At 71.0% G+C, this 22829-nt stretch carries 23 protein-coding genes and 1 pseudogene; 13 read left to right on the top strand and 11 right to left on the bottom strand.

Going from position 1 to position 22829, the window contains the following annotated elements; genetic code table 11:
• The first annotated feature begins 11 nt into the window (after nt 1-11).
• From N8I86_RS25410 to N8I86_RS25400, 3 genes and pseudogenes are all read left to right on the top strand, one after another.
• Nucleotides 12-752, top strand: coding sequence for a response regulator transcription factor (locus N8I86_RS25410; protein ID WP_073889433.1), 741 nt, complete (start codon nt 12-14; stop codon nt 750-752).
• Entirely contained in the window at nt 749-1864 is a 1116-nt protein-coding gene (locus N8I86_RS25405) for a HAMP domain-containing sensor histidine kinase (RefSeq protein WP_073889432.1), read from the top strand. Before N8I86_RS25410 ends, N8I86_RS25405 begins: the two co-directional genes overlap by 4 nt.
• 302 nt (nt 1865-2166) lie before the next feature.
• A pseudogene (locus N8I86_RS25400) lies at nt 2167-5987 on the top strand (multifunctional oxoglutarate decarboxylase/oxoglutarate dehydrogenase thiamine pyrophosphate-binding subunit/dihydrolipoyllysine-residue succinyltransferase subunit).
• A 238-nt stretch (nt 5988-6225) separates the two neighbouring features.
• Here N8I86_RS25400 and N8I86_RS25395 read toward each other — a convergent pair.
• On the bottom strand, nt 6226-6405 hold the full coding sequence (locus tag N8I86_RS25395) for a DUF6104 family protein (RefSeq protein ID WP_003992906.1): 180 nt from the start codon (nt 6403-6405) through the stop codon (nt 6226-6228).
• 167 nt (nt 6406-6572) lie between these two features.
• Between N8I86_RS25395 and N8I86_RS25390 the strand changes: the two genes are divergently transcribed.
• Both N8I86_RS25390 and N8I86_RS25385 read left to right on the top strand, forming a co-directional pair.
• A complete protein-coding gene (locus N8I86_RS25390; RefSeq protein ID WP_073889429.1) occupies nt 6573-7553 on the top strand; it encodes a DUF4097 family beta strand repeat-containing protein in 981 nt (326 codons plus the stop codon).
• Nucleotide 7554: 1 nt separating this feature from the next.
• Complete coding sequence (locus N8I86_RS25385) at nt 7555-8622, top strand: PadR family transcriptional regulator (RefSeq protein WP_073889427.1); 1068 nt, start codon at nt 7555-7557, stop codon at nt 8620-8622.
• A gap of 72 nt (nt 8623-8694) precedes the next feature.
• Here N8I86_RS25385 and N8I86_RS25380 read toward each other — a convergent pair whose 3' ends face one another.
• From N8I86_RS25380 to N8I86_RS25365, 4 genes are all read right to left on the bottom strand, one after another.
• Complete coding sequence (locus N8I86_RS25380) at nt 8695-9264, bottom strand: Clp protease N-terminal domain-containing protein (protein WP_263280152.1); 570 nt, start codon at nt 9262-9264, stop codon at nt 8695-8697.
• Nucleotides 9264-9473, bottom strand: a complete 210-nt coding sequence (locus N8I86_RS25375; RefSeq protein ID WP_073889424.1) for an HTH domain-containing protein — start codon at nt 9471-9473, stop codon at nt 9264-9266. The genes N8I86_RS25380 and N8I86_RS25375 overlap by 1 nt, the downstream gene beginning before the upstream one ends.
• Before the next feature lie 117 nt (nt 9474-9590).
• Complete coding sequence (locus tag N8I86_RS25370; protein ID WP_073889423.1) at nt 9591-10556, bottom strand: zinc-binding dehydrogenase; 966 nt, start codon at nt 10554-10556, stop codon at nt 9591-9593.
• Nucleotides 10557-11060: 504 nt separating this feature from the next.
• On the bottom strand, nt 11061-12284 hold the full coding sequence (locus N8I86_RS25365) for an NAD(P)-dependent malic enzyme (RefSeq protein WP_123436711.1): 1224 nt from the start codon (nt 12282-12284) through the stop codon (nt 11061-11063).
• Nucleotides 12285-12898: 614 nt separating this feature from the next.
• Between N8I86_RS25365 and N8I86_RS25360 the strand changes: the two genes are divergently transcribed.
• Genes N8I86_RS25360 through N8I86_RS25350 form a run of 3 tightly spaced genes read left to right on the top strand, consistent with a single transcriptional unit; the run spans nt 12899 to nt 15631 of the window.
• Nucleotides 12899-13858: an ABC transporter substrate-binding protein gene (locus tag N8I86_RS25360; RefSeq protein WP_073889420.1), complete on the top strand. Its 960-nt coding sequence runs from the start codon at nt 12899-12901 to the stop codon at nt 13856-13858.
• A 37-nt stretch (nt 13859-13895) separates the two neighbouring features.
• Nucleotides 13896-14828 (top strand): amino acid ABC transporter permease, encoded by a 933-nt coding sequence (locus N8I86_RS25355; RefSeq protein WP_263278776.1) that lies wholly within the window; start codon nt 13896-13898, stop codon nt 14826-14828.
• A 50-nt stretch (nt 14829-14878) separates the two neighbouring features.
• Nucleotides 14879-15631, top strand: coding sequence for an amino acid ABC transporter ATP-binding protein (locus N8I86_RS25350; RefSeq protein ID WP_073890419.1), 753 nt, complete (start codon nt 14879-14881; stop codon nt 15629-15631).
• 76 nt (nt 15632-15707) lie between these two features.
• Here N8I86_RS25350 and N8I86_RS25345 read toward each other — a convergent pair whose 3' ends face one another.
• The gene (locus N8I86_RS25345; RefSeq protein ID WP_263278775.1) at nt 15708-16466 is read right to left on the bottom strand and encodes a class I SAM-dependent methyltransferase; all 759 of its coding nucleotides are present in this window, start codon (nt 16464-16466) and stop codon (nt 15708-15710) included.
• A 99-nt stretch (nt 16467-16565) separates the two neighbouring features.
• Here N8I86_RS25345 and N8I86_RS25340 point away from each other — a divergent pair, with 99 nt between their 5' ends.
• Complete coding sequence (locus N8I86_RS25340; RefSeq protein WP_073889416.1) at nt 16566-17195, top strand: CGNR zinc finger domain-containing protein; 630 nt, start codon at nt 16566-16568, stop codon at nt 17193-17195.
• Here N8I86_RS25340 and sodX read toward each other — a convergent pair.
• Nucleotides 17099-17533 (bottom strand): nickel-type superoxide dismutase maturation protease, encoded by a 435-nt coding sequence (gene sodX, locus N8I86_RS25335; protein ID WP_073889414.1) that lies wholly within the window; start codon nt 17531-17533, stop codon nt 17099-17101. The genes N8I86_RS25340 and sodX overlap by 97 nt on opposite strands.
• 144 nt (nt 17534-17677) lie before the next feature.
• Here sodX and sodN point away from each other — a divergent pair, with 144 nt between their 5' ends.
• From sodN to N8I86_RS25315, 4 genes are all read left to right on the top strand, one after another.
• Nucleotides 17678-18073 (top strand): superoxide dismutase, Ni, encoded by a 396-nt coding sequence (sodN, locus tag N8I86_RS25330; protein ID WP_004983535.1) that lies wholly within the window; start codon nt 17678-17680, stop codon nt 18071-18073.
• A gap of 184 nt (nt 18074-18257) precedes the next feature.
• Nucleotides 18258-18659: a helix-turn-helix transcriptional regulator gene (locus N8I86_RS25325; RefSeq protein ID WP_073889413.1), complete on the top strand. Its 402-nt coding sequence runs from the start codon at nt 18258-18260 to the stop codon at nt 18657-18659.
• 41 nt (nt 18660-18700) lie between these two features.
• Entirely contained in the window at nt 18701-19117 is a 417-nt protein-coding gene (locus N8I86_RS25320; protein WP_073889411.1) for a VOC family protein, read from the top strand.
• A gap of 43 nt (nt 19118-19160) precedes the next feature.
• Nucleotides 19161-19934: a VOC family protein gene (locus N8I86_RS25315; RefSeq protein WP_263278774.1), complete on the top strand. Its 774-nt coding sequence runs from the start codon at nt 19161-19163 to the stop codon at nt 19932-19934.
• Between the two features lie 256 nt (nt 19935-20190).
• Here N8I86_RS25315 and N8I86_RS25310 read toward each other — a convergent pair whose 3' ends face one another.
• The 4 genes from N8I86_RS25310 to N8I86_RS25295 all read right to left on the bottom strand — a co-directional run bounded on the left by N8I86_RS25310 (nt 20191) and on the right by N8I86_RS25295 (nt 22802).
• Nucleotides 20191-20523 carry a DUF952 domain-containing protein gene (locus N8I86_RS25310; protein ID WP_073889407.1) on the bottom strand — a complete coding sequence of 111 codons (333 nt, stop codon included), beginning with the start codon at nt 20521-20523 and terminating at the stop codon, nt 20191-20193.
• 79 nt (nt 20524-20602) lie between these two features.
• Nucleotides 20603-20803, bottom strand: coding sequence for a hypothetical protein (locus tag N8I86_RS25305; RefSeq protein WP_107423603.1), 201 nt, complete (start codon nt 20801-20803; stop codon nt 20603-20605).
• 26 nt (nt 20804-20829) lie between these two features.
• Nucleotides 20830-21414 carry a dihydrofolate reductase family protein gene (locus N8I86_RS25300; RefSeq protein ID WP_263278773.1) on the bottom strand — a complete coding sequence of 195 codons (585 nt, stop codon included), beginning with the start codon at nt 21412-21414 and terminating at the stop codon, nt 20830-20832.
• 239 nt (nt 21415-21653) lie between these two features.
• Nucleotides 21654-22802 carry a family 2 encapsulin nanocompartment cargo protein polyprenyl transferase gene (locus tag N8I86_RS25295; protein ID WP_263278772.1) on the bottom strand — a complete coding sequence of 383 codons (1149 nt, stop codon included), beginning with the start codon at nt 22800-22802 and terminating at the stop codon, nt 21654-21656.
• Nucleotides 22803-22829 lie beyond the last annotated feature (27 nt).

Here is a 22829-nt window from a genome sequence, read left to right as displayed (position 1 = left end):
AGGGGCGGGCGATGGAGCAGACACACACCTCCCAGAGCGGCGCGGCGACGACCACCCCGGGCGCACAGCGCCGGGTGCTGGTCGTCGAGGACGACACGACGATCGTCGACGCCATCGCGGCCCGGCTCCGCGCCGAGGGATTTCTCGTACAGACGGCGTCCGACGGTCCGGCCGCAGTCGACACGGCCGAGGCCTGGCAGCCCGACCTGCTGATCCTCGACATCATGCTGCCCGGCTTCGACGGCCTGGAGGTCTGCCGCCGCGTGCAGGCCCAGCGTCCGGTACCGGTGCTGATGCTCACCGCGCGCGACGACGAGACCGACATGCTGGTCGGGCTCGGGGTCGGCGCCGACGACTACATGACCAAGCCGTTCTCGATGCGGGAGCTGGCGGCACGCGTGCACGTGCTGCTGCGCCGCGTGGAGCGGGCCGCGGTCGCCGCCTCGACGCCGCGCAGCGGGATCCTGCGGCTCGGCGAGCTGGAGATCGACCACGCGCAGCGCCGGGTGCGGGTGAAGGCCGAGGACGTGCATCTGACGCCCACCGAGTTCGACCTGCTGGTGTGCCTGGCCAACACCCCCCGCGCGGTGCTCTCCCGGGAGCAGCTGCTGGCCGAGGTCTGGGACTGGGCGGACGCCTCCGGCACCCGCACGGTCGACAGCCACATCAAGGCGCTGCGGCGGAAGATCGGCGCCGAGCGGATCCGCACGGTGCACGGCGTCGGATACGCGCTGGAGACGCCGAATCCATGAGCGGTGACGGGCGTCAGGCCGCACGGAGGAGCCCCGGGGAGGCACCCTGGGGCGGCGTACGCCCGTTCTCGATCAAGACCAAGCTGGGCGCGCTGGTCGTCATCTCGGTGCTGATCACCACCGGTCTGTCGATGATCGCGGTGCACACCAAGACGGAGCTCCGCTTCATCACGGTCTTCTCGATGATCGCCACACTCCTGATAACGCAGTTCGTGGCGCATTCGCTCACCATGCCGCTGGACGAGATGAACACGGTCGCCCGTTCCATCTCCGAGGGCGACTACACGCGCCGCGTGAAGGACAACCGCCGGGACGAACTCGGCGACCTGGCCGGGACGATCAATGTCATGGCCGACGAGCTGGAGGCCCAGGACCGGCAGCGCAAGGAGCTCGTGGCGAACGTCTCGCACGAGCTGCGCACCCCGATCGCCGGCCTGCGCGCGGTGCTGGAGAACATCGTCGACGGGGTCACCGAGGCGGACCCGGAGACCATGCGCACGGCCCTGAAGCAGACCGAGCGGCTGGGCCGGCTGGTGGAGACCCTGCTGGACCTCTCCCGCCTCGACAACGGCGTCGTCCCGCTGAAGCTGCGCCGCTTCGAGGTGTGGCCGTACCTGTCGGGCGTGCTGAAGGAGGCCAACATGGTCGCCTCGGCGCGCGCGGGCATCGCGTCCGGCTCGGGCAGCCACACCCGCACGGACGTCCATCTGCACCTCGACGTCTCCCCGCCGGAGCTGACCGCGCACGCGGACCCCGAGCGGATCCACCAGGTCGTCGCCAACCTGATCGACAACGCGGTCAAGCACAGCCCCGCGCACGGCCGCGTGACGGTGCGGGCGCGGCGCGGGCCGCGGCCGGAGTCGCTGGAGCTGGAGGTCCTGGACGAGGGCCCCGGCATCCCCAGGTCGGAGTGGCACCGGGTGTTCGAGCGGTTCAACCGCGGCGCGGTGACCCGGCCGCACGGCCCGGGCAGCGACGGCGGCACGGGACTCGGTCTCGCGATCGCCCGCTGGGCGGTGGATCTGCACGGCGGCCGGATCGGTGTGGCCGAATCCGAGCGCGGCTGCCGGATCATCGTCACCCTTCCGGGACTGTCCTCCGCTTCAAGTTGACGTAAAGTTCGAACCGGAAGCCCAAGATCCACGACGGCCGCCGCCGTTCGGCGCAGCTGGACACGTGTGATCAGGCGCAGGCCCGCGCCATCCGTCGCACCCAGGCGCCGCGGGCCTCGACCGGCGCACCCTCTCACTTCCGGAACCACGCTTGTTTCCCGCCATTTCAAGCCCTGAAACAAGATTTCTGATGTGACTTACGCGACGATGAACGGGCCCGACCTGACCTTCGCGGTCTTGGAGGCGTAGCCTTTATTCCCGCTGTCCATCACCTTGTGAAGCGGAAGAGGGCGGTTGCCGCCGTGTCGCCACAGTCCCCCAGTAACTCGAGCATCTCGACCGACGACCAAGCCGGGAAGAACCCCGCTGCCGCGTTCGGTCCGAACGAGTGGCTCGTCGACGAGATCTATCAGCAGTACCTCCAGGACCCGAACTCGGTAGACCGAGCCTGGTGGGACTTCTTCGCCGATTACAAGCCGGGTGCACCTGCCACCCCGGCTCCGGCGGGTACTGCGGCCGCGGGGGCCGCAGCCACCACCGCAACGGCGCCGCAGGCCCAGCCCGCGGCCCCGGTCTCCCGGCCCGCGGCTCCGGCCCCCAGGCCGCCGCCCCGGCCCCCGCGGCTCCGCGGCCCGCGGCCGCTCCGGCCCCGGCTCCCGCCGCGAAGTCCGCTCCCGCCCCCGCCAAGCCGGCGCAGCCCGCACAGGCGCCCGCTCGGCCCGAGGCGAAGGCGGCCCCCGCGAAGGAGGCGCCCGAGGGTCCCGAGTACGTGACGCTGCGTGGTCCGTCCGCGGCCGTCGCGAAGAACATGAACGCCTCGCTGGAGCTGCCGACCGCCACCTCGGTCCGCGCGGTCCCGGTGAAGCTGCTGTTCGACAACCGGATCGTCATCAACAACCACCTGAAGCGCGCCCGGGGCGGGAAGATCTCCTTCACGCACCTGATCGGCTTCGCGATGGTGCAGGCCATCAAGGCCATGCCGTCGATGAACTACGCGTTCGGCGAGAAGGACGGCAAGCCGACCCTCGTCAAGCCGCCGCACGTCAACCTCGGCCTGGCCATCGACCTGGTCAAGCCGAACGGTGACCGCCAGCTCGTCGTGGCCGCCATCAAGAAGGCCGAGACGCTGAACTTCTTCGAGTTCTGGCAGGCCTACGAGGACATCGTCCGTCGCGCCCGCGACAACAAGCTGACGATGGACGACTTCACCGGTGTGACGGTCTCCCTGACCAACCCCGGCGGCCTCGGCACCGTCCACTCCGTGCCGCGTCTGATGCCCGGCCAGTCCGTGATCATGGGCGTCGGCTCCATGGACTACCCGGCGGAGTTCCAGGGCACCAGCCAGGACACCCTGAACAAGCTCGGCATCTCGAAGGTCATGACGCTCACGTCGACCTACGACCACCGGGTCATCCAGGGCGCCGCCTCCGGCGAGTTCCTGCGCCAGGTGGCGAACCTGCTGCTGGGCGAGAGCGGCTTCTACGACGACATCTTCGAGTCGCTGCGCATCCCCTACGAGCCGGTCCGCTGGCTCAAGGACATCGACGCCTCGCACGACGACGACGTCACCAAGGCCGCCCGCGTCTTCGAGCTGATCCACTCCTACCGGGTCCGCGGCCACGTCATGGCCGACACCGACCCGCTGGAGTACAAGCAGCGCAAGCACCCCGACCTGGACATCACCGAGCACGGGCTCACCCTGTGGGACCTGGAGCGCGACTTCGCGGTCGGCGGCTTCGCCGGCAAGTCGCTGATGAAGCTGCGGGACATCCTCGGCGTGCTGCGCGACTCGTACTGCCGCACCACCGGCATCGAGTTCATGCACATCCAGGACCCCAAGCAGCGCAAGTGGATCCAGGACCGCGTGGAGCGCCCGCACTCCAAGATGGAGCGCGAGGAGCAGCTGCGCATCCTGCGCCGCCTGAACGCCGCGGAAGCCTTCGAGACCTTCCTGCAGACGAAGTACGTCGGCCAGAAGCGCTTCTCGCTGGAGGGCGGCGAGTCCGTCATCCCGCTGCTCGACGCGGTGATCGACTCCGCCGCCGAGTCCCGCCTGGACGAGGTCGTGATCGGCATGGCCCACCGCGGCCGCCTGAACGTCCTCGCCAACATCGTCGGCAAGTCGTACGCCCAGATCTTCCGCGAGTTCGAGGGCAACCTCGACCCGAAGTCGATGCACGGCTCCGGCGACGTGAAGTACCACCTGGGCGCCGAGGGCACCTTCACCGGCCTGGACGGCGAGCAGATCAAGGTCTCGCTGGCCGCCAACCCGTCCCACCTGGAGACGGTCGACCCGGTCATCGAGGGCATCGCCCGCGCCAAGCAGGACATCATCAACAAGGGCGGCACGGACTTCACGGTCCTGCCGGTCGCGCTGCACGGCGACGCGGCCTTCGCGGGCCAGGGCGTGGTGGCCGAGACCCTGAACATGTCGCAGCTGCGCGGCTACCGCACCGGCGGCACGGTCCACATCGTCATCAACAACCAGGTCGGCTTCACCGCGGCGCCGGAGTCCTCGCGCTCGTCGATGTACGCCACCGACGTGGCCCGCATGATCGAGGCTCCGATCTTCCACGTGAACGGCGACGACCCGGAGGCCGTGGTGCGCGTCGCGCGTCTGGCCTTCGAGTTCCGCCAGGCGTTCAACAAGGACGTGGTGATCGACCTCATCTGCTACCGCCGCCGCGGTCACAACGAGTCGGACAACCCGGCCTTCACCCAGCCGCTGATGTACGACCTGATCGACAAGAAGCGCTCGGTGCGCAAGCTCTACACCGAGTCCCTGATCGGTCGCGGCGACATCACCCTGGAAGAGGCCGAGCAGGCCCTGCAGGACTACCAGGGCCAGCTGGAGAAGGTCTTCACGGAGGTCCGCGAGGCCACCTCCCAGCCGGCCTCCGGCCCGGTGTCGGACCCGCAGGCGGACTTCCCGGTCGCGGTGAACACCGCGATCTCCGCGGAGGTCGTCAAGCGGATCGCCGAGTCGCAGGTCAACATCCCCGACACCTTCCACGTCCACCCGCGTCTGCTGCCGCAGCTGCAGCGGCGGGCGGCGATGGTCGAGGACGGCACGATCGACTGGGGCATGGGCGAGACCCTCGCGGTCGGCTCCCTCCTGCTGGAGGGCACCCCGGTCCGCCTGTCCGGCCAGGACTCCCAGCGGGGCACCTTCGGCCAGCGCCACGCGGTCCTCATCGACCGCGAGTCGGGCGAGGAGTTCACGCCGCTGATGTACCTCGCCGAGGAGCAGGCGCGGTACAACGTCTACAACTCGCTGCTCTCCGAGTACGCCGTGATGGGCTTCGAGTACGGCTACTCGCTGGCCCGCCCCGACGCGCTCGTCATGTGGGAGGCGCAGTTCGGCGACTTCGTCAACGGCGCCCAGACCGTGGTCGACGAGTACATCTCGGCCGCGGAGCAGAAGTGGGGCCAGACGTCCGGCGTCACCCTCCTCCTGCCGCACGGCTACGAGGGCCAGGGCCCGGACCACTCCTCGGCCCGCGTCGAGCGCTTCCTCCAGCTCTGCGCCCAGAACAACATGACGGTCGCCATGCCGACCCTCCCGTCGAACTACTTCCACCTCCTGCGGTGGCAGGTGCACAACCCGCACCACAAGCCGCTGGTGGTCTTCACCCCGAAGTCGATGCTGCGCCTGAAGGCCGCCGCGTCGAAGACGGAGGAGTTCACGTCCGGTCAGTTCCGCCCCGTCATCGGCGACTCCACCGTGGACCCGGCAGCGGTCCGCAAGGTCGTCTTCGTGGCCGGCAAGCTGTACTACGACCTGGAGGCCGAGCGGGTCAAGCGCGGCGTCACGGACACGGCGATCATCCGCATCGAGCGCCTGTACCCGCTGCCGGGTGCCGAGCTCCAGGCGGAGGTCAACAAGTACCCGAACGCCGAGAAATACCTGTGGGCGCAGGAGGAGCCGGCGAACCAGGGTGCCTGGCCGTTCATCGCGCTCAACCTGATCGACCACCTGGACCTGGCGGTCGGCGCGGACATCCCGGCCGGCGAGCGGCTGCGGCGCATCTCGCGCCCGCACGGCTCGTCGCCGGCGGTGGGCTCGGCCAAGCGCCACCAGGCCGAGCAGGAGCAGCTGGTGCGTGAGGTGTTCGAGGCGTAGGCCTCCGGCACCCGCCGACACCTGAAGGGCCCGGTACCGAGTTCCGACTCGGTACCGGGCCCTTCGTGTGTCCGCCGGCTCTTCGCACTGAGGCTGCTTTCGGCAGCCCGTCCCGGCTGCCTCCGGCTGCCCACCCCGGTCGCTTCCGGTGGCCGCCTCGGTCGCCTCCGGTGGCCGCCTCGGTCGCCTCCGGTGGCCGCCTCGGTCGCCTCCGGTGGCCGCCTCGGTCGCCCGTCGGCTACTCGTCGTCCTCGTCGTCGAGGCGGGCGAGCCAGGTGGCCAGCCGCTCCACGGGCACCTCGAAGTCCGGGTTCAGGTCCACGAAGGTGCGCAGCTGCTCGGCGAGCCACTCGAAGGTGACCTCTTCCTCGCCGCGCCGCTTCTCCAGCTCCTCGATACCTCGGTCGGTGAAGTACATGGGGTGTGTCTCCTGCGTATGCATCCAGGCCGTCGATGGCTTCGAGGACAGCCTATGCCGCCGTCGCTCACCCGGATGAGTGCCTTGACTTCCCACGGGCACGATATATCGTGTTTCTCGGAGACGCGATATGGCGCGTCCCGTCCGCGCCCGGCCTAGGAGGTCCCATGTCCGAGTGGTCCGTCACCGAGCCCCAGAAGCTGACCTTCGACGCCCCGGTGCACGACCTGCAGGTCCGCCTCGTCAACGGAACGGTGAACGTGGTGGGCACGGACGAAGGTTCCGCCCGCCTGGAGGTCTCGGAGATCGAGGGTCCACCCCTGGTGGTCACCCAGGAGCACGGCACCCTCACGGTGGCCTACGAGGACCTGCCGTGGAAGGGCTTCCTGAAGTGGCTCGACCGCAAGGGCTGGCGCCGCAGCGCCGTGGTCTCGCTGGCCGTCCCGGCCGGCACGCGCGTGGAGGTGGGCGTGGTCGGCGCCGCGGCGGTCGTCTCCGGCATCGGCGGACCGGCGGTGATCAAGGGCGTGACCGGTGACACCACCCTGGTCGGCATCTCCGGTCCGGTCCGCGCGGACACCGTCTCCGGGAACCTGGAGGCCCAGGCCGTCACCGGCGACCTCCGCTTCAACTCGGTCTCCGGGGACCTCACGGTGGTCGAGGGTTCGGGGCGGTCCGTCCGCGCCGACTCGGTCAGCGGCTCCATGATCGTCGATCTCGACCCGGACGGGCCGACGGAGGTCGGGCTCACCAGCGTCTCCGGCGAGATCGCCATCCGCCTGCCGCACCCTGCGGACGCCGAGGTCGAGGCGAACACCGCGAGCGGCAGGATCTCCAACGCCTTCGAAGGACTGCGGGTGCACGGCCAGTGGGGCGCCCACAAGATCACCGGCCGGCTGGGAGCGGGTACCGGCAAACTCCGCGCCACCACGGTCTCCGGTTCGATCGCCCTGCTGAGCCGGCCGCCCCGCGAGGACGAGCCCGGCGCCGCCTGGGAGACCGAGCCCCCACGGACTCCCGGCACCGGCCCGATACCGGACCCGGCCGGCGGCGCACCCTCCGCCGCGGGGGACAATTCCGTCTCCGGCCAGGGCACCGACGCCACCGAAGCCCCGGCCGACGGCACGACCGACAAGAAGGTGCTCTGACATGCCCCCCGTCTTCGCCCACGGCCGCCTCCGTCTGTACCTGCTCAAGCTGCTCGACGAGGCCCCGCGCCACGGCTACGAGGTGATCAGGCTTCTGGAGGAGCGCTTCCAGGGGCTGTACGCCCCCTCCGCGGGCACGGTCTACCCCCGTCTCGCCAAGCTGGAGGCCGAAGGGCTGGTCCGGCACACCACCGAGGGCGGCCGCAAGGTGTACTCGATCACCGACGCGGGCCGCGCCGAACTGGCCGACCGCAGTGGCGAGCTGGCCGACCTGGAGCTGGAGATCCGCGAGTCGGTCGCGGAACTGGCCGCCGAGATCAAGGCCGATGTGCGCGGCGCGGCCGGTGACCTGCGCCGGGAGATGCGCGCGGCCGCCTCCGAGGCCGGCCGGGACTCCCGGGCGGCCGGCGGCGGTCCGGGCCCCTTCGGGGAGTACGGCGACCTCGGTGACAAGGAGGCCTGGCGCACGGCCAAGGAGGAGATGCGCCGGGTGAAGCAGGAGTGGAAGGAGCAGGCCCGCCGCGCCAAGGACGAGAGCCGCCGGGCCCGCGAGGAGGCCAAGCAGGCCCGCCATCAGGCTCAGGAGGCGCAGGCACGGGCCCGGGCGCAGGCACAGGAGGAGGTGCAGCGCATCGCCCGGCAGGTACAGGACCGCGTCCAGGACCACTTCGCCCGCGGTGACTGGCCGACCGGTGTCCGCGAGGGACTGACCGAACTGGCCAAGGAATTCGGCGAGTTCGGCAAGGACTTCGGCAAGGAGTTCGCCAAGGACAGGGCCTCGGCCTTCGGCCGCGGGCCGGGCAAGGCCGGCCCCGCCGCGGCCCCGGAGCCGCAGTACTCGGTCACGCGGGATGACTTCCCGGCCGAGTACGTACCGTCCTGGGCGCACGAGGCGTCCACCGGCGACCCGGTGCGGGACCTGGACCGCCTGCTGGACCGCTTCCGTGACGACATCCGCGACACGGCACGGGACCACGGAGTCACCGCGGACCAGCTCGACGACACCCGTCACCACCTGTCGCGGGCGGCGGCCCACATCACGGCACTGCTGCGACCGCGCACGCCCTGAGCCGGCGGGGCCCGCCGGACGGCCCCGCCCTCCGGCCGGCCGGGCCTGCCGGAGGGCGGCCGGGGTGGCGCGTCAGCCGTACAGCACCCGCGTCACCGACTCGTGGGTGACCCCCGCGTCGGCCAGCACCTCGGCGGGTGCCCCGGGCAGGACGGTGAGCGCCAGCAGCAGGTGCTCGTCGCCGATGTGCCGGTCGCCGCGTCCGACGGCCAGGCGCAGCGACTGCTCCAGCACCTTCTTGGCCGTGCGGCCGAAGCCGGGCCGGCGCCCGCCCCGCCGGGCCGCCCCGTCCGGCCGGCCCGCGCCCTTCCCCGCGCCGGACATCGCGAGCGCCCCGACTCCGTGCGCCTCCTCCACGCGGGCCACGATCTCCGAGACGTCGATGCCCAGCCCGGCCAGCGCGTCCGTGTCGGCGCGGGTCAGCCCCGCACGGCGCCGCGCCTCCTCGACGTCCCGCCGCACCGGTTCCCGGCGCTCGGCGAGCCCGAGGGCGGACAGGGCGAACGAGGCGCGGCTGCCCTCGCGGTCGAGGACGGCGAGCAGCAGATGCTCGGCGTCGACGGACCGCGCCCCCTCTCCCTGCGCATGGCCGAGTGCTCCCTCGACCACGGCCCGGGCGTCCTTCGTGAACCGCTCGAACATCATCGCCTCCCGTACTTCTTGTGCACGGCCTGCCTGCTGACTCCGAGCTCCGCGGCGATCTCCTGCCACGACCAGCCCTGATTGCGCGCGTTGCGCACCTGCACCGCCTCCAGCTGCTCCAGCAGCCTGCGCAGCGCGGCCACGGCCCGCAGTCCCACCCGCGGATCACGGTCACCGGCGCGCTCGGCGAGATCGGTTGCCTCCGTCATGATGTCAACTTACGTTGACACGCACCGCGCGTCAACCCACGTTGACATCAGGGGTGCGGAAAAGGCGGGCCCGGTGTCCCGGACCCGCCTCTCGTCGCACGTGCGCCTCGGACGGCCTCAGGCGTTGGTGAGCACGATCTTGCCGAACTGCTCGCCGGACGCCAGCCGTTCGAAGCCCTCGCGGGCCCGGTCCAGCGGCAGTTCCTCGTCGATGACGGGCCGCACGCCGGTCGCGGCGCAGAAGGAGAGCAGGTCCTCCAGCTCGTCCTTGGTGCCCATGGTGGAGCCGACCACCTTCAGTTCGAGGAAGAAGATGCGGGTCAGCTCGGCGTGCGAGGGCCGGTCACCGCTGGTGGCCCCGGAGATGACCAGCGTGCCGCCGGGTCGCAGGGACTTCACCGAGTGGGACCAGGTGGCGGCGCCGACGGTCTCGATGACGGCGTCCACGCGCTGCGGCAGGCGGGCACCCGACTCCACCGCCTCGACCGCGCCCAGTTCCAGGGCCCTCTTGCGCTTCGCCTCGTCCCGGCTGGTGGCGAAGACCCTGAGGCCGGCCGCCTTGCCGAGCACGATCGCGGCCGTGGCGACACCGCCGCCCGCACCCTGCACGAGGACCGAGTCCCCGGGGCGTACGCCGGCGTTGGTGAACAGCATCCGGTACGCCGTCAGCCAGGCCGTCGGCAGACAGGCGGCCTCCGCGAAGGACAGTTCCCGGGGCTTGGGCAGGACGTTCCAGGACGGCACGGCGACCTGCTCGGCGAAGGTGCCCTGGTAACGCTCGGTGAGGATGGAGCGCGGCTCGTTCGGGCCGACACCGTGGCCGGTCTGGCCGATGACGGAGTGCAGGACGACCTCGTTGCCGTCCTCGTCGACGCCGGCGGCGTCGCAGCCGAGGATCATCGGGAGCCGTTCCTCCGGCAGGCCGACGCCCCGCAGGGACCAGAGATCATGATGATTGAGGGAAGCGGCCCGTACGTTGATGGTGCTCCAGCCGGGACGGGCCTCGGGAGCCGGACGCTCCCCCAACTCAAGGCCGGTGAGCGGCTGGTCGCGGTCGATTCGGGCGGCGTAGACGGCGAACATGGCTCGACGATAGGTGCGCGGTGCAGCCGACGGAACCATGCGGCCCTGTGACACATGCCCTCTTGCACGACAGCACCCACACAGCGCAGCACCGTTTCGGCCCTGCCCGAACCCCCGGTCCCCTCCCGAACAACCGGCGGCCGCCCCACCGGCTGCCGACGGACGGCGGTCCGGCGATCGGACGGCCTGCGCGACCCGACTCCGGGGGGCCGGCCACGGCCAGGGACCTACGAGCAACGGACCGGCCACCCCGGCCGAAGGCGCGCGACGGCGACGGCCCCTCACGCGACAGCCCTCGACGGACCGGACCCGCCACCAGCGAGGCGCCGGACCGGCTGCCGGCGGCGGGGGCCATCGCCGGGCCGGTCGCCGACAGGCGATTCGGCGACAGGCATCGGGCTCGGCGATCGGCAACCGGCAACGAGTCTTCGTCGGTGGCGGGGCGTCAGGGCGGGCGGAAAAGAAATGGCCCCGCCCGGGCGGGCGGGGCCATCAAGGGTGGGGTCAGCTGCGGGCGACGCCCTCGGCCCGGGCGGCCGCGGCCACGGCCGCGGTCACCGCAGGAGCGACCCGCTCGTCGAACGGCGACGGGATGACGTAGTCGGCGGCGAGGTCGTCACCGACCACCGCGGCCAGCGCCTCCGCCGCCGCGATCTTCATCCCCTCCGTGATCCGCGAGGCCCGCACCTGCAGCGCGCCCGCAAAGATCCCGGGGAAGGCGAGCACGTTGTTGATCTGGTTCGGGAAGTCGGAGCGCCCCGTGGCGACGACCGCCGCGTACTTGTGCGCCACCTCCGGGTGGACCTCCGGGTTCGGGTTGGCCATCGCGAAGACGAAGGCACCCTCGGCCATCGAGGCCACGGCCTCCTCGGCGACCGTACCGCCGGAGACGCCGATGAAGACGTCCGCGCCCGCGAGCGCGTCCTCCAGCGAACCGGAGATGCCCGCCTTGTTGGTGAAGCCCGCGAGCTCCCGCTTGACCGGGGTCAGGTCCTGCCGGTCGGCCGACACGACGCCCTTGCGGTCCGCCACGGCCACGTCCCCGATGCCGGCCTCGACCAGCATCTTGGCGATGGCGACACCGGCCGCGCCGGCACCCGAGATGACGGCGCGCAGCTGACCGATCTCACGGCCGCTGAGCCGCGCCGCGTTCCGCAGCGCCGCGAGCGTCACGATGGCCGTGCCGTGCTGGTCGTCGTGGAAGACCGGGATGTCCAGGCGCTCCTGGAGCCGGCGCTCGATCTCGAAGCACCGCGGCGCCGAGATGTCCTCCAGGTTCACTCCGCCGAACGAGGGAGCGAGCCGGACGACGGTCTCGACGATGTCGTCCACGTCGGTGCAGGCGAGCGCGATCGGCACCGCGTCGACGCCGCCGAACTGCTTGAACAGGATCGCCTTGCCCTCCATCACAGGGAGGGAGGCCTCGGGACCGATGTCCCCGAGTCCGAGCACGGCCGTACCGTCGGTCACCACGGCCACCACGGAGGACTTCCATGTGTAGTCGTTGACCAGCTCCGGCTGCTCGGCGATCGCGGTGCACACCCGCGCTACGCCGGGCGTGTACGCGAGGGAAAGGTCGTCCTTGTCGCGGACCGGCACGGTGGCCTGCACAGCCATTTTGCCGCCGCGGTGCAGCGCGAACACCGGATCGAAGGAATCGAGGGGCTCCGCCCCGCCGTCCTGGTCCGTGCCGCCGTCGCTGCGAGGATTGACGATCTCCGCTGCCACTTTGTTTTACCCCTTAGGTATGCATGGTTTGAGGGTCGACCACTCCTGGTGAGGGGTGGGCGGGCACCGCGCACGGCTCGATTGCGGATACGTACGAGCACATACGCGACGGGCGCGCCGCACACGCGCCCTGAGCCCCGGATGAGGGGTGTAAAGAACCTTCTTACCGGACGGACGGCACCCGCGACGAGTCCATTAGGTTCAAGGTCACATCCCGGAACCGGGAAACCACGCGGAGACGACGCCCGGCCGACGGATGGGCGGGAACATTGCCGGAGCCGCCTGCGGACCGCCCGAGGACGTCGGCGCCGGGGCGGCACAAGGCCCGAACGGGGTCAAAGGGGCAGTCGCCCGGTTGATCACATCGTGAGATGCGCTGAAGATTTTCCGGTCGGAGTGCTTGATTCCCGCAGATGATTCGGCGGCTATGGACCAAGGATGTACCGACCTGATGCGGTTCGGGGGTCACCCGTTATCTGATTTTGACATAGCGACGCCCCTGAATGGCGTAGTCCGAATGGCAAGATGCCGTAAACCCACGAGGTCGCGACACCCGAAGGTGTGTGTTTCCGTCGACCCATCGGCAACTCTTCCCATCCGCCGGAGGAACCACGATGACCGCAAGCTCCACCCGTCGTACCACCGCCGCGCACTCCCGTCTTGCGGCGGTCGGTGCGATCGCGGTCGCAGGCGCCCTGCTGCTCACCGGCTGCGGTGACCAGACCAAGGACAACGACAACGGCTCCGGCAGCACGTCCGCCGGCTCCGCTCCGCTGGCCGACAAGCTCCCCAAGGACATCCGCGACAAGGGCGAGATCAAGGTCGGTTCCGACATCGCCTACGCCCCGGTGGAGTTCAAGGACTCGTCCGGCAAGGTCGTCGGTCTCGACCCCGACCTCGCGGCGGCCATGGGCAAGCAGCTCGGCGTGAAGCTCACGTTCGAGAACGGCACGTTCGACGCCCTGCTCACGGGTCTGCGCTCCGGCCGCAACGACATCGCGATGTCGGCGATGACGGACAACAAGAACCGCCAGGAGGGCGTCGACCCCGACACCGGCAAGAAGGTCGGCGAGGGCGTCGACTTCGTCGACTACCTGACCGCCGGTGTGTCGATCTACACCCGCAAGGGCGACACCAAGGGCATCACGTCCTGGTCGGACCTGTGCGGCAAGAAGCTCGCCGTCGAGCGCGGCACCGTCTCGGAGGACCTGGCCAAGCAGGAGGCCAAGAAGTGTCCGAGCGGCAAGAAGCTCACCATCGAGGCCTTCGACGACGACCAGCAGTCCCAGACCCGTCTGCGCTCGGGCGGTGTGGACGCGGCCTCCTCCGACTTCCCGGTCGCCGCGTACGCGGTGAAGACCTCGGGCGGCGGCAAGGACTTCGAGATCGTCGGTGACCAGGTCGAGGCCGCCCCGTACGGCATCGCCGTGGCCAAGGACGACACCCAGCTGCGGGACGCGCTCCAGGCCGCGATGAACGCGATCATCAAGAGCGGTGAGTACCAGAAGATCCTCAAGAAGTGGGGCGCGGAGGACGGCGCCGTCAAGGAGTCCGCGATCAACGGCGGCAAGTGACCCGCGGTTCCCGAGCGGCCACTGAGAGGCAACACCCGTGACTGACATCAACAAGACGGCCGGGGAGCCGGGCACTCCCCCGGCCGGCGCGGAGGCCATCAAGGCCATCCCGGTCCGGCACTACGGACGATACGTTTCCGCGGTCGTCGCCATCGCGCTCCTCGTCGCGATCGTCTACGCGTTCGGCCAGGGCCGGATCAACTGGCACGCGGTGCCGGACTACTTCTTCGACGACCGGATCATGACCGGTGTCGGCAAGACCCTCCTGCTGACGGTCCTGTCGATGGTGATCGGCATCGTCGGCGGCATCGTCCTCGCGGTGATGCGGCTGTCGAAGAACCCGGTCACCTCGTCGATCGCCTGGTTCTACATCTGGTTCTTCCGCGGTACCCCGGTCCTGGTCCAGCTGTTCCTCTGGTTCAACCTGGGCCTGGTCTTCGAGTACATCAACCTGATGCCGCTCTACAAGGACCACTGGTCGAACTTCATGACGCCGTTGCTGACGGCGCTGCTCGGCCTGGGCCTGAACGAGGCGGCGTACATGGCCGAGATCTGCCGGGCCGGCCTGCTCGCGGTGGACGAGGGCCAGACCGAGGCGGCCCACGCCCTCGGCATGAGCCACAGCAAGACCCTGCGCCGGGTGATCATCCCGCAGGCGATGCGCGTGATCGTGCCGCCCACGGGCAACGAAGTGATCAACATGCTGAAGACGACCTCGCTCGTGGCGGCCGTCCAGTATCCCGAGCTGTTCCGCTACGCCCAGGACATCGGCCAGAACTCCGGCGCCCCGGTGGAGATGTACTTCCTCGCCGCCGCCTGGTACCTGATCATGACCTCGATCCTGAGCGTGGGGCAGTACTACATCGAGCGGTATTACGCCCGCGGCTCCAGCCGCAGCCTCCCGCCGACCCCGTGGCAGAAGGTGAAGGCGCACCTGACGACCTTCTCGAGCAGGAAGGTCACGGCATGAGCGACAAGCTGAGCAAGACGCAGGACACCCCGCCGCAGAGCACCGTCCCGATGGTGAAGGCGGAGGGCGTCCACAAGTCCTTCGGGCACGTCGAGGTCCTCAAAGGCATCGACCTGGAGGTCAAGCCGGGCGAGGTGTTCTGCCTCATCGGCCCCTCCGGCTCCGGCAAGTCGACCTTCCTGCGGTGCATCAACCACCTGGAGAAGATCAACGCCGGCCGGCTGTACGTCGACGGCGAGCTGGTCGGCTACCGCCAGCAGGGCGAGAAGCTGTACGAGCTGCGGGACCGCGAGGTCGCGCAGAAGCGCCGGGACATCGGCATGGTCTTCCAGCGCTTCAACCTGTTCCCGCACATGACGGCGCTGGACAACGTCATGGAGGCGCCGGTGCAGGTGCGCGGCACGAGCCGGGCGCAGGCCAGGGAACGCGCCATGCAGCTGCTGGAGCGCGTCGGCCTGGCCGACCGGGCGGGGCACTACCCCTCGCAGCTCTCCGGCGGCCAGCAGCAGCGCGTGGCGATCGCCCGGGCGCTGGCGATGGACCCCAAGCTGATGCTGTTCGACGAGCCGACCTCGGCCCTGGACCCGGAGCTGGTCGGTGACGTCCTGGACGTTATGCGCGACCTCGCCGAGTCGGGTATGACCATGGTCGTCGTCACCCACGAGATGGGCTTCGCCCGCGAGGTGGGCGACAGCCTGGTCTTCATGGACGACGGCGTGGTGGTCGAATCCGGCCATCCGCGGGACGTGCTGACCAACCCGCAGCACGAGCGGACGCAGTCGTTCCTGTCCAAGGTGCTCTGACGCTCCACCGGTGAGGGGCGGTACGGATCCTCCGTACCGCCCCTCTTCCGTCCCCCGTCTCCGGTTCAGCGACGGGTCACTTCAGCGCCAGCAGCAGGGTGTCCGACGGCGAGCACCACACCGGCCGGGCCTCGCCGAAGCCCCTCGCGCGCAGGGTGCGGGCGTGCCAGGCCGCGGACGGCGTCTCACCGTCCGCGTGGGAGCCGTAGATCTCGAAACGACGCGCGGTGGGTGCGGCGAGCACGGGGTCCTCGGCCGCGCGTGCCCACCACTCGGCCCAGTCGAGGGCGCCGTCGCGCATGGCCTGATCCATGCGCGTGTGCCGCAGGGTGCTCTCGGCCGCGTTGATCCGGGGCGTGCTGTCGTCGATCATGTGGTCGGCGTTCAGGAAGACGCCGCCGTACCGGACGAGGCCGGCGATCCGGCCGTAGAGAGCATCGAGGGCGTCCGTGCGCAGCCAGTGGAGGGCCGTGGCGGTGAGGACCGCGTCGTACGTGTCGTACGGCAGCCGGGCGGTCCAGTCGCGGTCCTTGAGGTCGGCCTCGACGAGGGTGACGCGGCCGTCGCCGGCGAAGGTGCCCCGGGCGATCGTGAGCAGCGCCGGGTCGAGGTCGACACCGGTGCTGGTGGCGTTCGGGAAGCGGGCGAGCAGCCGGGCGGTGATGCTGCCGGTGCCGCAGGCCAGGTCGAGGACGCGCGGCTCGGGTCCCGTGAAGGCCTCGACCATGTCGAGCATGACGCGGAACCGCTCCTCGCGGTCCGGCATGTACCACTCCTGCTGCCGGTCCCAGCTCTCCTGCCAGGCCTGCCAGCCGGTGTCCGTCGTGGTGGTCATGTGATCCCCTCTCCCCCGCTGCGCGTAATACCCTGGGGGCGTAGGCAGCTGTTACGTCTCCGCGCCAACGAAGATAGAACGCCTCCGTAAGGACTACAAGTGGAACTGGCCTATTACTCGGATTACGCCGTGCGTCTCGTCAACAGCGAGGAACCGGCCCGGGGCAAGGACAACCTGACCTCGGTCGAGGCCGTGCGCGACCTCTTCGGGGAGAACGCCTCGGCGGCCCGCCGCGCCACCGACGCGGACGTCACCCGTTTCCGCTCGGTCCGGGCCCGGCTGCGTTCGGTCTTCGAGGCGGCCGACGGGGGCGACGAGACCCTCGCCGTCGACCTGCTGAACTCGCTGCTGCTGGAGTTCCCCGTCAGCCCCCAGATCTCCGGCCACGACCACCGCGACGAGGACGGCCGCCCGCTGTGGCACATGCACCTGGCCGACCACCCGTCCAACGCCACCGCGGGCTACGCGGCGATCGCGGCGATGGGTCTGGCCTTCCACCTGACCGAGTACGGCGTGGACCGCCTCGGCCTGTGCCAGGCGCCGCCGTGCCGCAACGCCTACCTGGACACGTCCACCAACCGCTCCCGGCGCTACTGCTCCGACCGCTGCGCCACCCGGGCCAACGTGGCCGCCTACCGGGCCCGCAAGCGCCTGGAGGCCGACCGGTCGGGCAGCAGCGGCCTCGCCGCCGAGAGGGCCCAGCGCGCCAGCGCCAGCGGCGAGCGCTGACCGGGCGCGAGCGGCCGGTAGCGGAAGCGGGCCTTGCCCAGGACGAGGTCGTCCGGCACGACCCCGTAGTCGGTGCTGTCCCCGCCCGCGTACGGGTTGTCCCCGAGCACCCACCAGCCGCCCTCGCGCCGCTCCACGGCTCGTTTGACCACCAGCAGGTCCTGCTGGAACGGGTGGCGCAGGACCACGACGTCCCCCGGCCGGACGGCGGCGCCGTACTGCAGCAGCAGCCGGTCGCCGTGCTGGAGGGTGGGCGCCATGGACGGTCCCGTCACCTCGGCCAGCCCGAAGGGCGCCACCGCCCTCCCCCGCTCGGACTCCTGCGACAGCTCCGGCATCCCCGGCACCTCCCCGGTCGTTCCTCCACCAGTCTCAGTCTCACCCTGGACTTTTGCCCTAAGCCCTAGGGGGCACCCGAGAAATCGCCTTCCACAGGGAGTAATGTCGCACCTGAGAAGACGATCACGAGGAAGGAATGCTCCATGCTTTCCCGCCTGTTTGCCCCCAAGGTCAAGGTCAGCGCCCACTGCGACCTGCCCTGCGGCGTGTACGACCCGGCCCAGGCCCGCATCGAGGCGGAGTCGGTGAAGGCCGTCCAGGAAAAGATGGCCGGTAACGACGACCCCCACTTCCAGGCGCGTGCCACCGTCATCAAGGAGCAGCGCGCGGAGCTCGCGAAGCACCACGTCTCCGTGCTGTGGAGCGACTACTTCAAGCCCCCGCACTTCGAGAAGTACCCGGAGCTGCACCAGCTGGTCAACGACACCCTGAAGGCCCTGTCGGCCGCCAAGGCGTCCACCGACCCGGCGACGGGCCAGAAGGCTCTGGACTACATCGCCCAGATCGACAAGATCTTCTGGGAGACCAAGAAGGCCTGACCTTCTGACCCTTTTGACCTGCGGTTCCCCGGAACCACAGCGTCTCGACGACCGCACCCGGCCCACCAGGCCGCCGGCAACGGCGCTTCTGGCGGTCCGGGTGCGGTCGTCTCTCCTCCGGCGCGGTTTCCGCACCGTCGGAAATCGGGGCCGTCGGCGTGCCGACCTGTGCCAGGCTGAGGGGATGACCTGGCTGGAGGACCTCAGACGTCTGCGTCGTGTGCGGGACCGCATGGACCGCGAGTTCGCCGAGCCGCTCGACATGACCGAGCTGGCCCGCGACGCCCTGATGTCGCCCGGGCACTTCCAGCGCAGCTTCCGCAAGGCCTTCGGCGAGACGCCGTACAGCTATCTGATGACCCGCCGTATCGAGCGGGCCAAGGCGCTGCTGCGCCGCGGCGACCTCACCGTGACCGAGGTGTGCATCGCCGTCGGCTGTACCTCGCTCGGCTCGTTCAGCTCCCGCTTCACCGAGCTGGTCGGCGAGACACCGAGCGCCTACCGCTCCCGCGACCACGAGGCGAGCGCGGTGATCCCCTCGTGCGTGGCCCGTACGTTCACGCGCCCGCGCCGGCGCCCTTACTGAGGTTCCGCGCGCCACGGCCCGAAGGGGCCTAGCGTGACCCCATGGACGTGAAACTCAAGCAGTGCTTCATCGCGGTGGACGACCATGACAAGGCCCTCGCCTTCTACTGCGACGTGCTCGGCCTGGAGGTCCGCAACGACGTGGCCTTCGAGAACATGCGCTGGGTGACCCTGGGCTCACCGCTCCAGCCGGACGTCGAGATCGTGCTGGAGCCGCCCGGCGCGAACCCGGACGCCTCTCCCGCCGACCGGCAGGTGATGGCCGAGCTGCTCGCCAAGGGCATGCTGCGCGGTGTCATCTTCACCACCGAGGACTGCGACGCGCTGTTCGAGCGGGTCCGGGAGTCCGGCGGCGACGTGCTGCAGGAGCCGACGGACCAGCCGTACGGGGTGCGCGACTGCGCCTTCCGGGACCCTGCCGGGAACCAGCTGCGTTTCCTCCAGCGGCCCGCCCGGTGAAATCGCGGTAGTGCCCGGGGAGTTGCCGCCTACACTCCCCGGCATGATCATTCGCTGGACGTACGCCTTCGCCGACCGGCCCGCCGCCCGCCTGGCCGGGGCGCGCGCCTTCTGGGCGGCGGCCACCGGCACCCGGCCGTCCGAACCCCGCGGTGACCGGGGTGAGTTCATGACCCTGCTGCCCGGCGAGACCGACGGGACCGACCGGGCCGACGCGTGTGTGAAGCTCCAGGGCGTCGCCGAGGGGGACGGCGGCGCCCATCTCGACCTCTGCGCCGACGACGTGCGGGAGCTGATCGCGACCGCCCGCGCGCTCGGTGCCGGGACGGTGGCCGACCACGGCGACTGGGCCGTACTGCGTTCCCCCGGGGGGCAGTTGTTCTGCGCGGTGCCCTGGCACGGGGAGACCGTACGGCCGCCGGTGGTGGCCGGCAGCCGCCTGGACCAGGTGTGCCTGGACATCCCGCCGTCCGTGTACGACAGCGAGACCGCCTTCTGGGCACGGCTCACCGGATGGCGGCACCGGGCGGGCTCCCGGCCGGAGTTCCAGGTGCTGGAGCCGCCGGCGGGGCTCCCCGTCCGGCTGCTGCTCCAGCGGCTGGACGAGGAGCGTCCGGCCTCCGCCCATCTCGACCTGGCCTGCGCGGACATCGACGCGGTGCGCGCACGGCACGAGGAACTGGGTGCCGTCGTCGTCCGCCGGGGCGCCCACTGGACGGTGCTGCGCGATCCGGCCGGCGGCACGTACTGCCTGACCGGCCGGGACCCGGAGACGGGCGGCCTGCCCGCCGCCGCTCAGGGAACCGGCTTCGAGTAGGCGCAGGCGAGCAGGGATGCGGGAGCCCCGTCAGGGGCTTGCGGAGTGGGGGCCGGCACACAGGCGTCACCGTCCGGCCGCCGGTCCGCACCCCGCGGGTGCGCCGGAGGCGACGAGCCGTCCTGCCAGACGTACGGCCCCTTCGGCCCGGTCTCCTCCTGGAGCACCAGCGTGAGTCCTCCCCCGACGGCGACGGCCACCACCCATCCCGTCACCGCCCACCGCCACCACCGGCGGCGCGCTCCCCCCGGACGGGTCACCGCCAGGGTTCCACGTCCACCACGGCCTCGGCCGGCACCGGCCCGTAGACGTGCGGGAACTCCTCCCCGCCCGGCTCCATGGACTCGTACCTCACCGGCACCCCGACCCGTGCCGGGTCGACGACCAGCACGACCAGTTCGTCCGGGCCGTCGTAGTCGCCGTAGAGGAACCCGGCGATGCGCGGGAGCTGTTCGCGGGTGGAGAAGTGGATGAAGCCCTCCTCCTGGAGGGTGCGGCCACGCGTCGACACCTCGTAGGCGCCGCGCTCGCGCGCCGCGTCCCACAGGGAGCGTTCGGTGATGTGGAAGATGCGGGGCAGTTTCGGCATGCGCCCACGCTACGGCGCCCGCGGCGCGCACCACCCGCGCGGTCGGCGCTTTCCCGACACCGCGCTTCCGTCGGCGGGATCACTTCCCGGCGGGCCCGTCCGGCTGCGGCCGTGCCGCCGGTGCGGCCGTCTCCGCGGACCCGGTGCCCGCCGCGCAGTCGGGGTTGCGGCACGGGCCGGGTCCCCACACCGGCACCCAGGCGCCCAGCGTCTTGTGCCGCCGGACGACCGTCGCGACCGGCTGCCCGCAGACCGGGCAGACCGCTTCCTCCCTGGCCATGACTTCAGGGTAGAGCGGTGGCGGACTCAGCGCTTCCTGGCGTACGTCCGCACCATCACGCCGTTCGTGAAGGTACGCACCTCGCCGAGGGTGAATTCCCCGATGCCGGCGCCGGTGGCGAACATCGGCATGCCCTTGCCGTAGACGATCGGATAGGACTTGACGACCAGTTCGTCGATCTCGTCGAGCAGTTCCCCGGCGACGACCGAGCCCCCGCACAGGAAGATGTCCAGCCCGCCCTCCTCGGCCTTGAGCGCGCGGACCCGGCCCACCAGGTCGTCGGCGACGATCTGGACGTTCGGGTCGGGCGAGACGCCGAGGGTGCGGGAGGCGACGTACTCGCGCATGTGACCGTAGGGGCTGGTGATGCCCTCCTTCAGGGCCAGCTCGTAGCTGGCCCGGCCCTGGATCATGGTGTCGAACCGCTTGTTCGGCACGTCGTCGATGCCGAAGTGCCTGCGCCCGGGGGTGGACAGGGTCTCGGGGAACTCCGCGGTGAGGAACGCCAGGTACTCCGCGTCCAGGAAGCGGAACATCTCCGAGGCGTCGCCGTGCTCGTCACCGATGAAGCCGTCGAGCGAGCAGGCGACGAAGTACGTGAGCTTGCGCAAACCGATCCCGTTTCATCAGGTTCGGAGCGGCCGGTTGACCACTCCGTCTGTAGTGCTTCAGTTGTAGTACTCCACATCGGGTCCGCGCAAGGGTGTTTCGGGGCGCACGACGGCGGGCCCCGCACACCGTGGGGATGTGCGGGGCCCGCCGGGCCGGAGTCCGGGTGGCGTGTGCGGGGTCAGGTCCGCACGCGCCGCGGACTCCGGGGCCTGCTCGGCCGCCGGGGATCCGGCAGCGCTCAACTGCTGCGTCGGGTCACGAACTCGGCGAGCGCCAGCAGGCCGCCCGCCGCCTCCGGATCGGGGACCGCGCGGGCGAGTTCCTGCACGGCCCGGGCCATCCGGTCGGCAGCCTCGGCCTGCGCCCAGTCCCGGCCGCCGGCCCGCTCCACGGCCTGCGCCGTGCGCGCGATCTCGGCCGCCGCCTCCGCGTCCTGGCCGTGGTGCGGCTTCGCGTACAGATCGGCGAGTTCGGTGGCCGCCGGGGTGCCCGAGGTGAGCGCGGCCACCACCGGCAGGGACTTCTTGCGGGCCGCGAGATCCGCGCCCGCCGGCTTCCCGGTGTTCCGCGGGTCCCCCCATATGCCGATGACGTCGTCGATCAGCTGGAAGGCGAGCCCGGCCTGCCGGCCGAATCCGTCCAGCGCCGCCACCTCCTCGTCGCCCGCACCGGCGTACAGGGCGCCGACGGCGCAGGCGCAGCCGATCAGCGCGCCGGTCTTCGCCTCGGCCATGACGAGCACTTCGTCGAGGGTGACGTCGTCGGGGGCGCGGCTCTCCAGGTCGGTGTCGGTGTGCTGGCCGGCGCACAGCTCCACGACACAGGCCGCGAGCCGGGACGCGGCCGGGACGGCTGCCGGGTGCGGGTCCTCGGCGAGCATCCGGAGCGCGAGCGCCTGCAGCGCGTCACCGGCGAGGATCGCGTCGGGGTCGCCGAACACGGTCCAGGCCGTGGGCCGGTGCCGCCGGGCGGTGTCGCGGTCCATCACGTCGTCGTGCAACAGCGTGAAGTTGTGGACCAGTTCGACCGCCGCGGCCGCCCGGACGGCCGCGGCGCGGGCCGCCGGGCCACCCAGTGCGGTGGCCGCGGCGAGGACCAGCGCGGGCCGGATCGCCTTGCCGGCATTGCCTGCCGCCGGAGTGCCGTCCGCGTGCTGCCAGCCGAAGTGGTAGAGCGCGACGCGGCGCATGGAGCCGGGCAGCGACGCGAAGGCCGCGCGCAACTCCGGGTCGACCAGGGCGCGGGTGCGCTCCAGGAGCGCCGCCGCCTCCTGCCCGTCGAGCGGACCGGCGGCGCCGTCGCCGGACCTCCCCGCGCGCTCCCCCGAGGTGCCGGGACGCGGCACGACGGCGGAACGCTCCGCTGTCTCCGTCATGAACTCGGCCATGCCTCCCCCTCGCCAGGTCCGCGGACA

Source organism: Streptomyces albidicamelliae (assembly GCF_025642175.1).
GTDB classification, from domain to species: Bacteria; Actinomycetota; Actinomycetes; order Streptomycetales; family Streptomycetaceae; genus Streptomyces; species Streptomyces albidocamelliae.
This window is presented reverse-complemented; position numbering and strand designations above follow the sequence as displayed.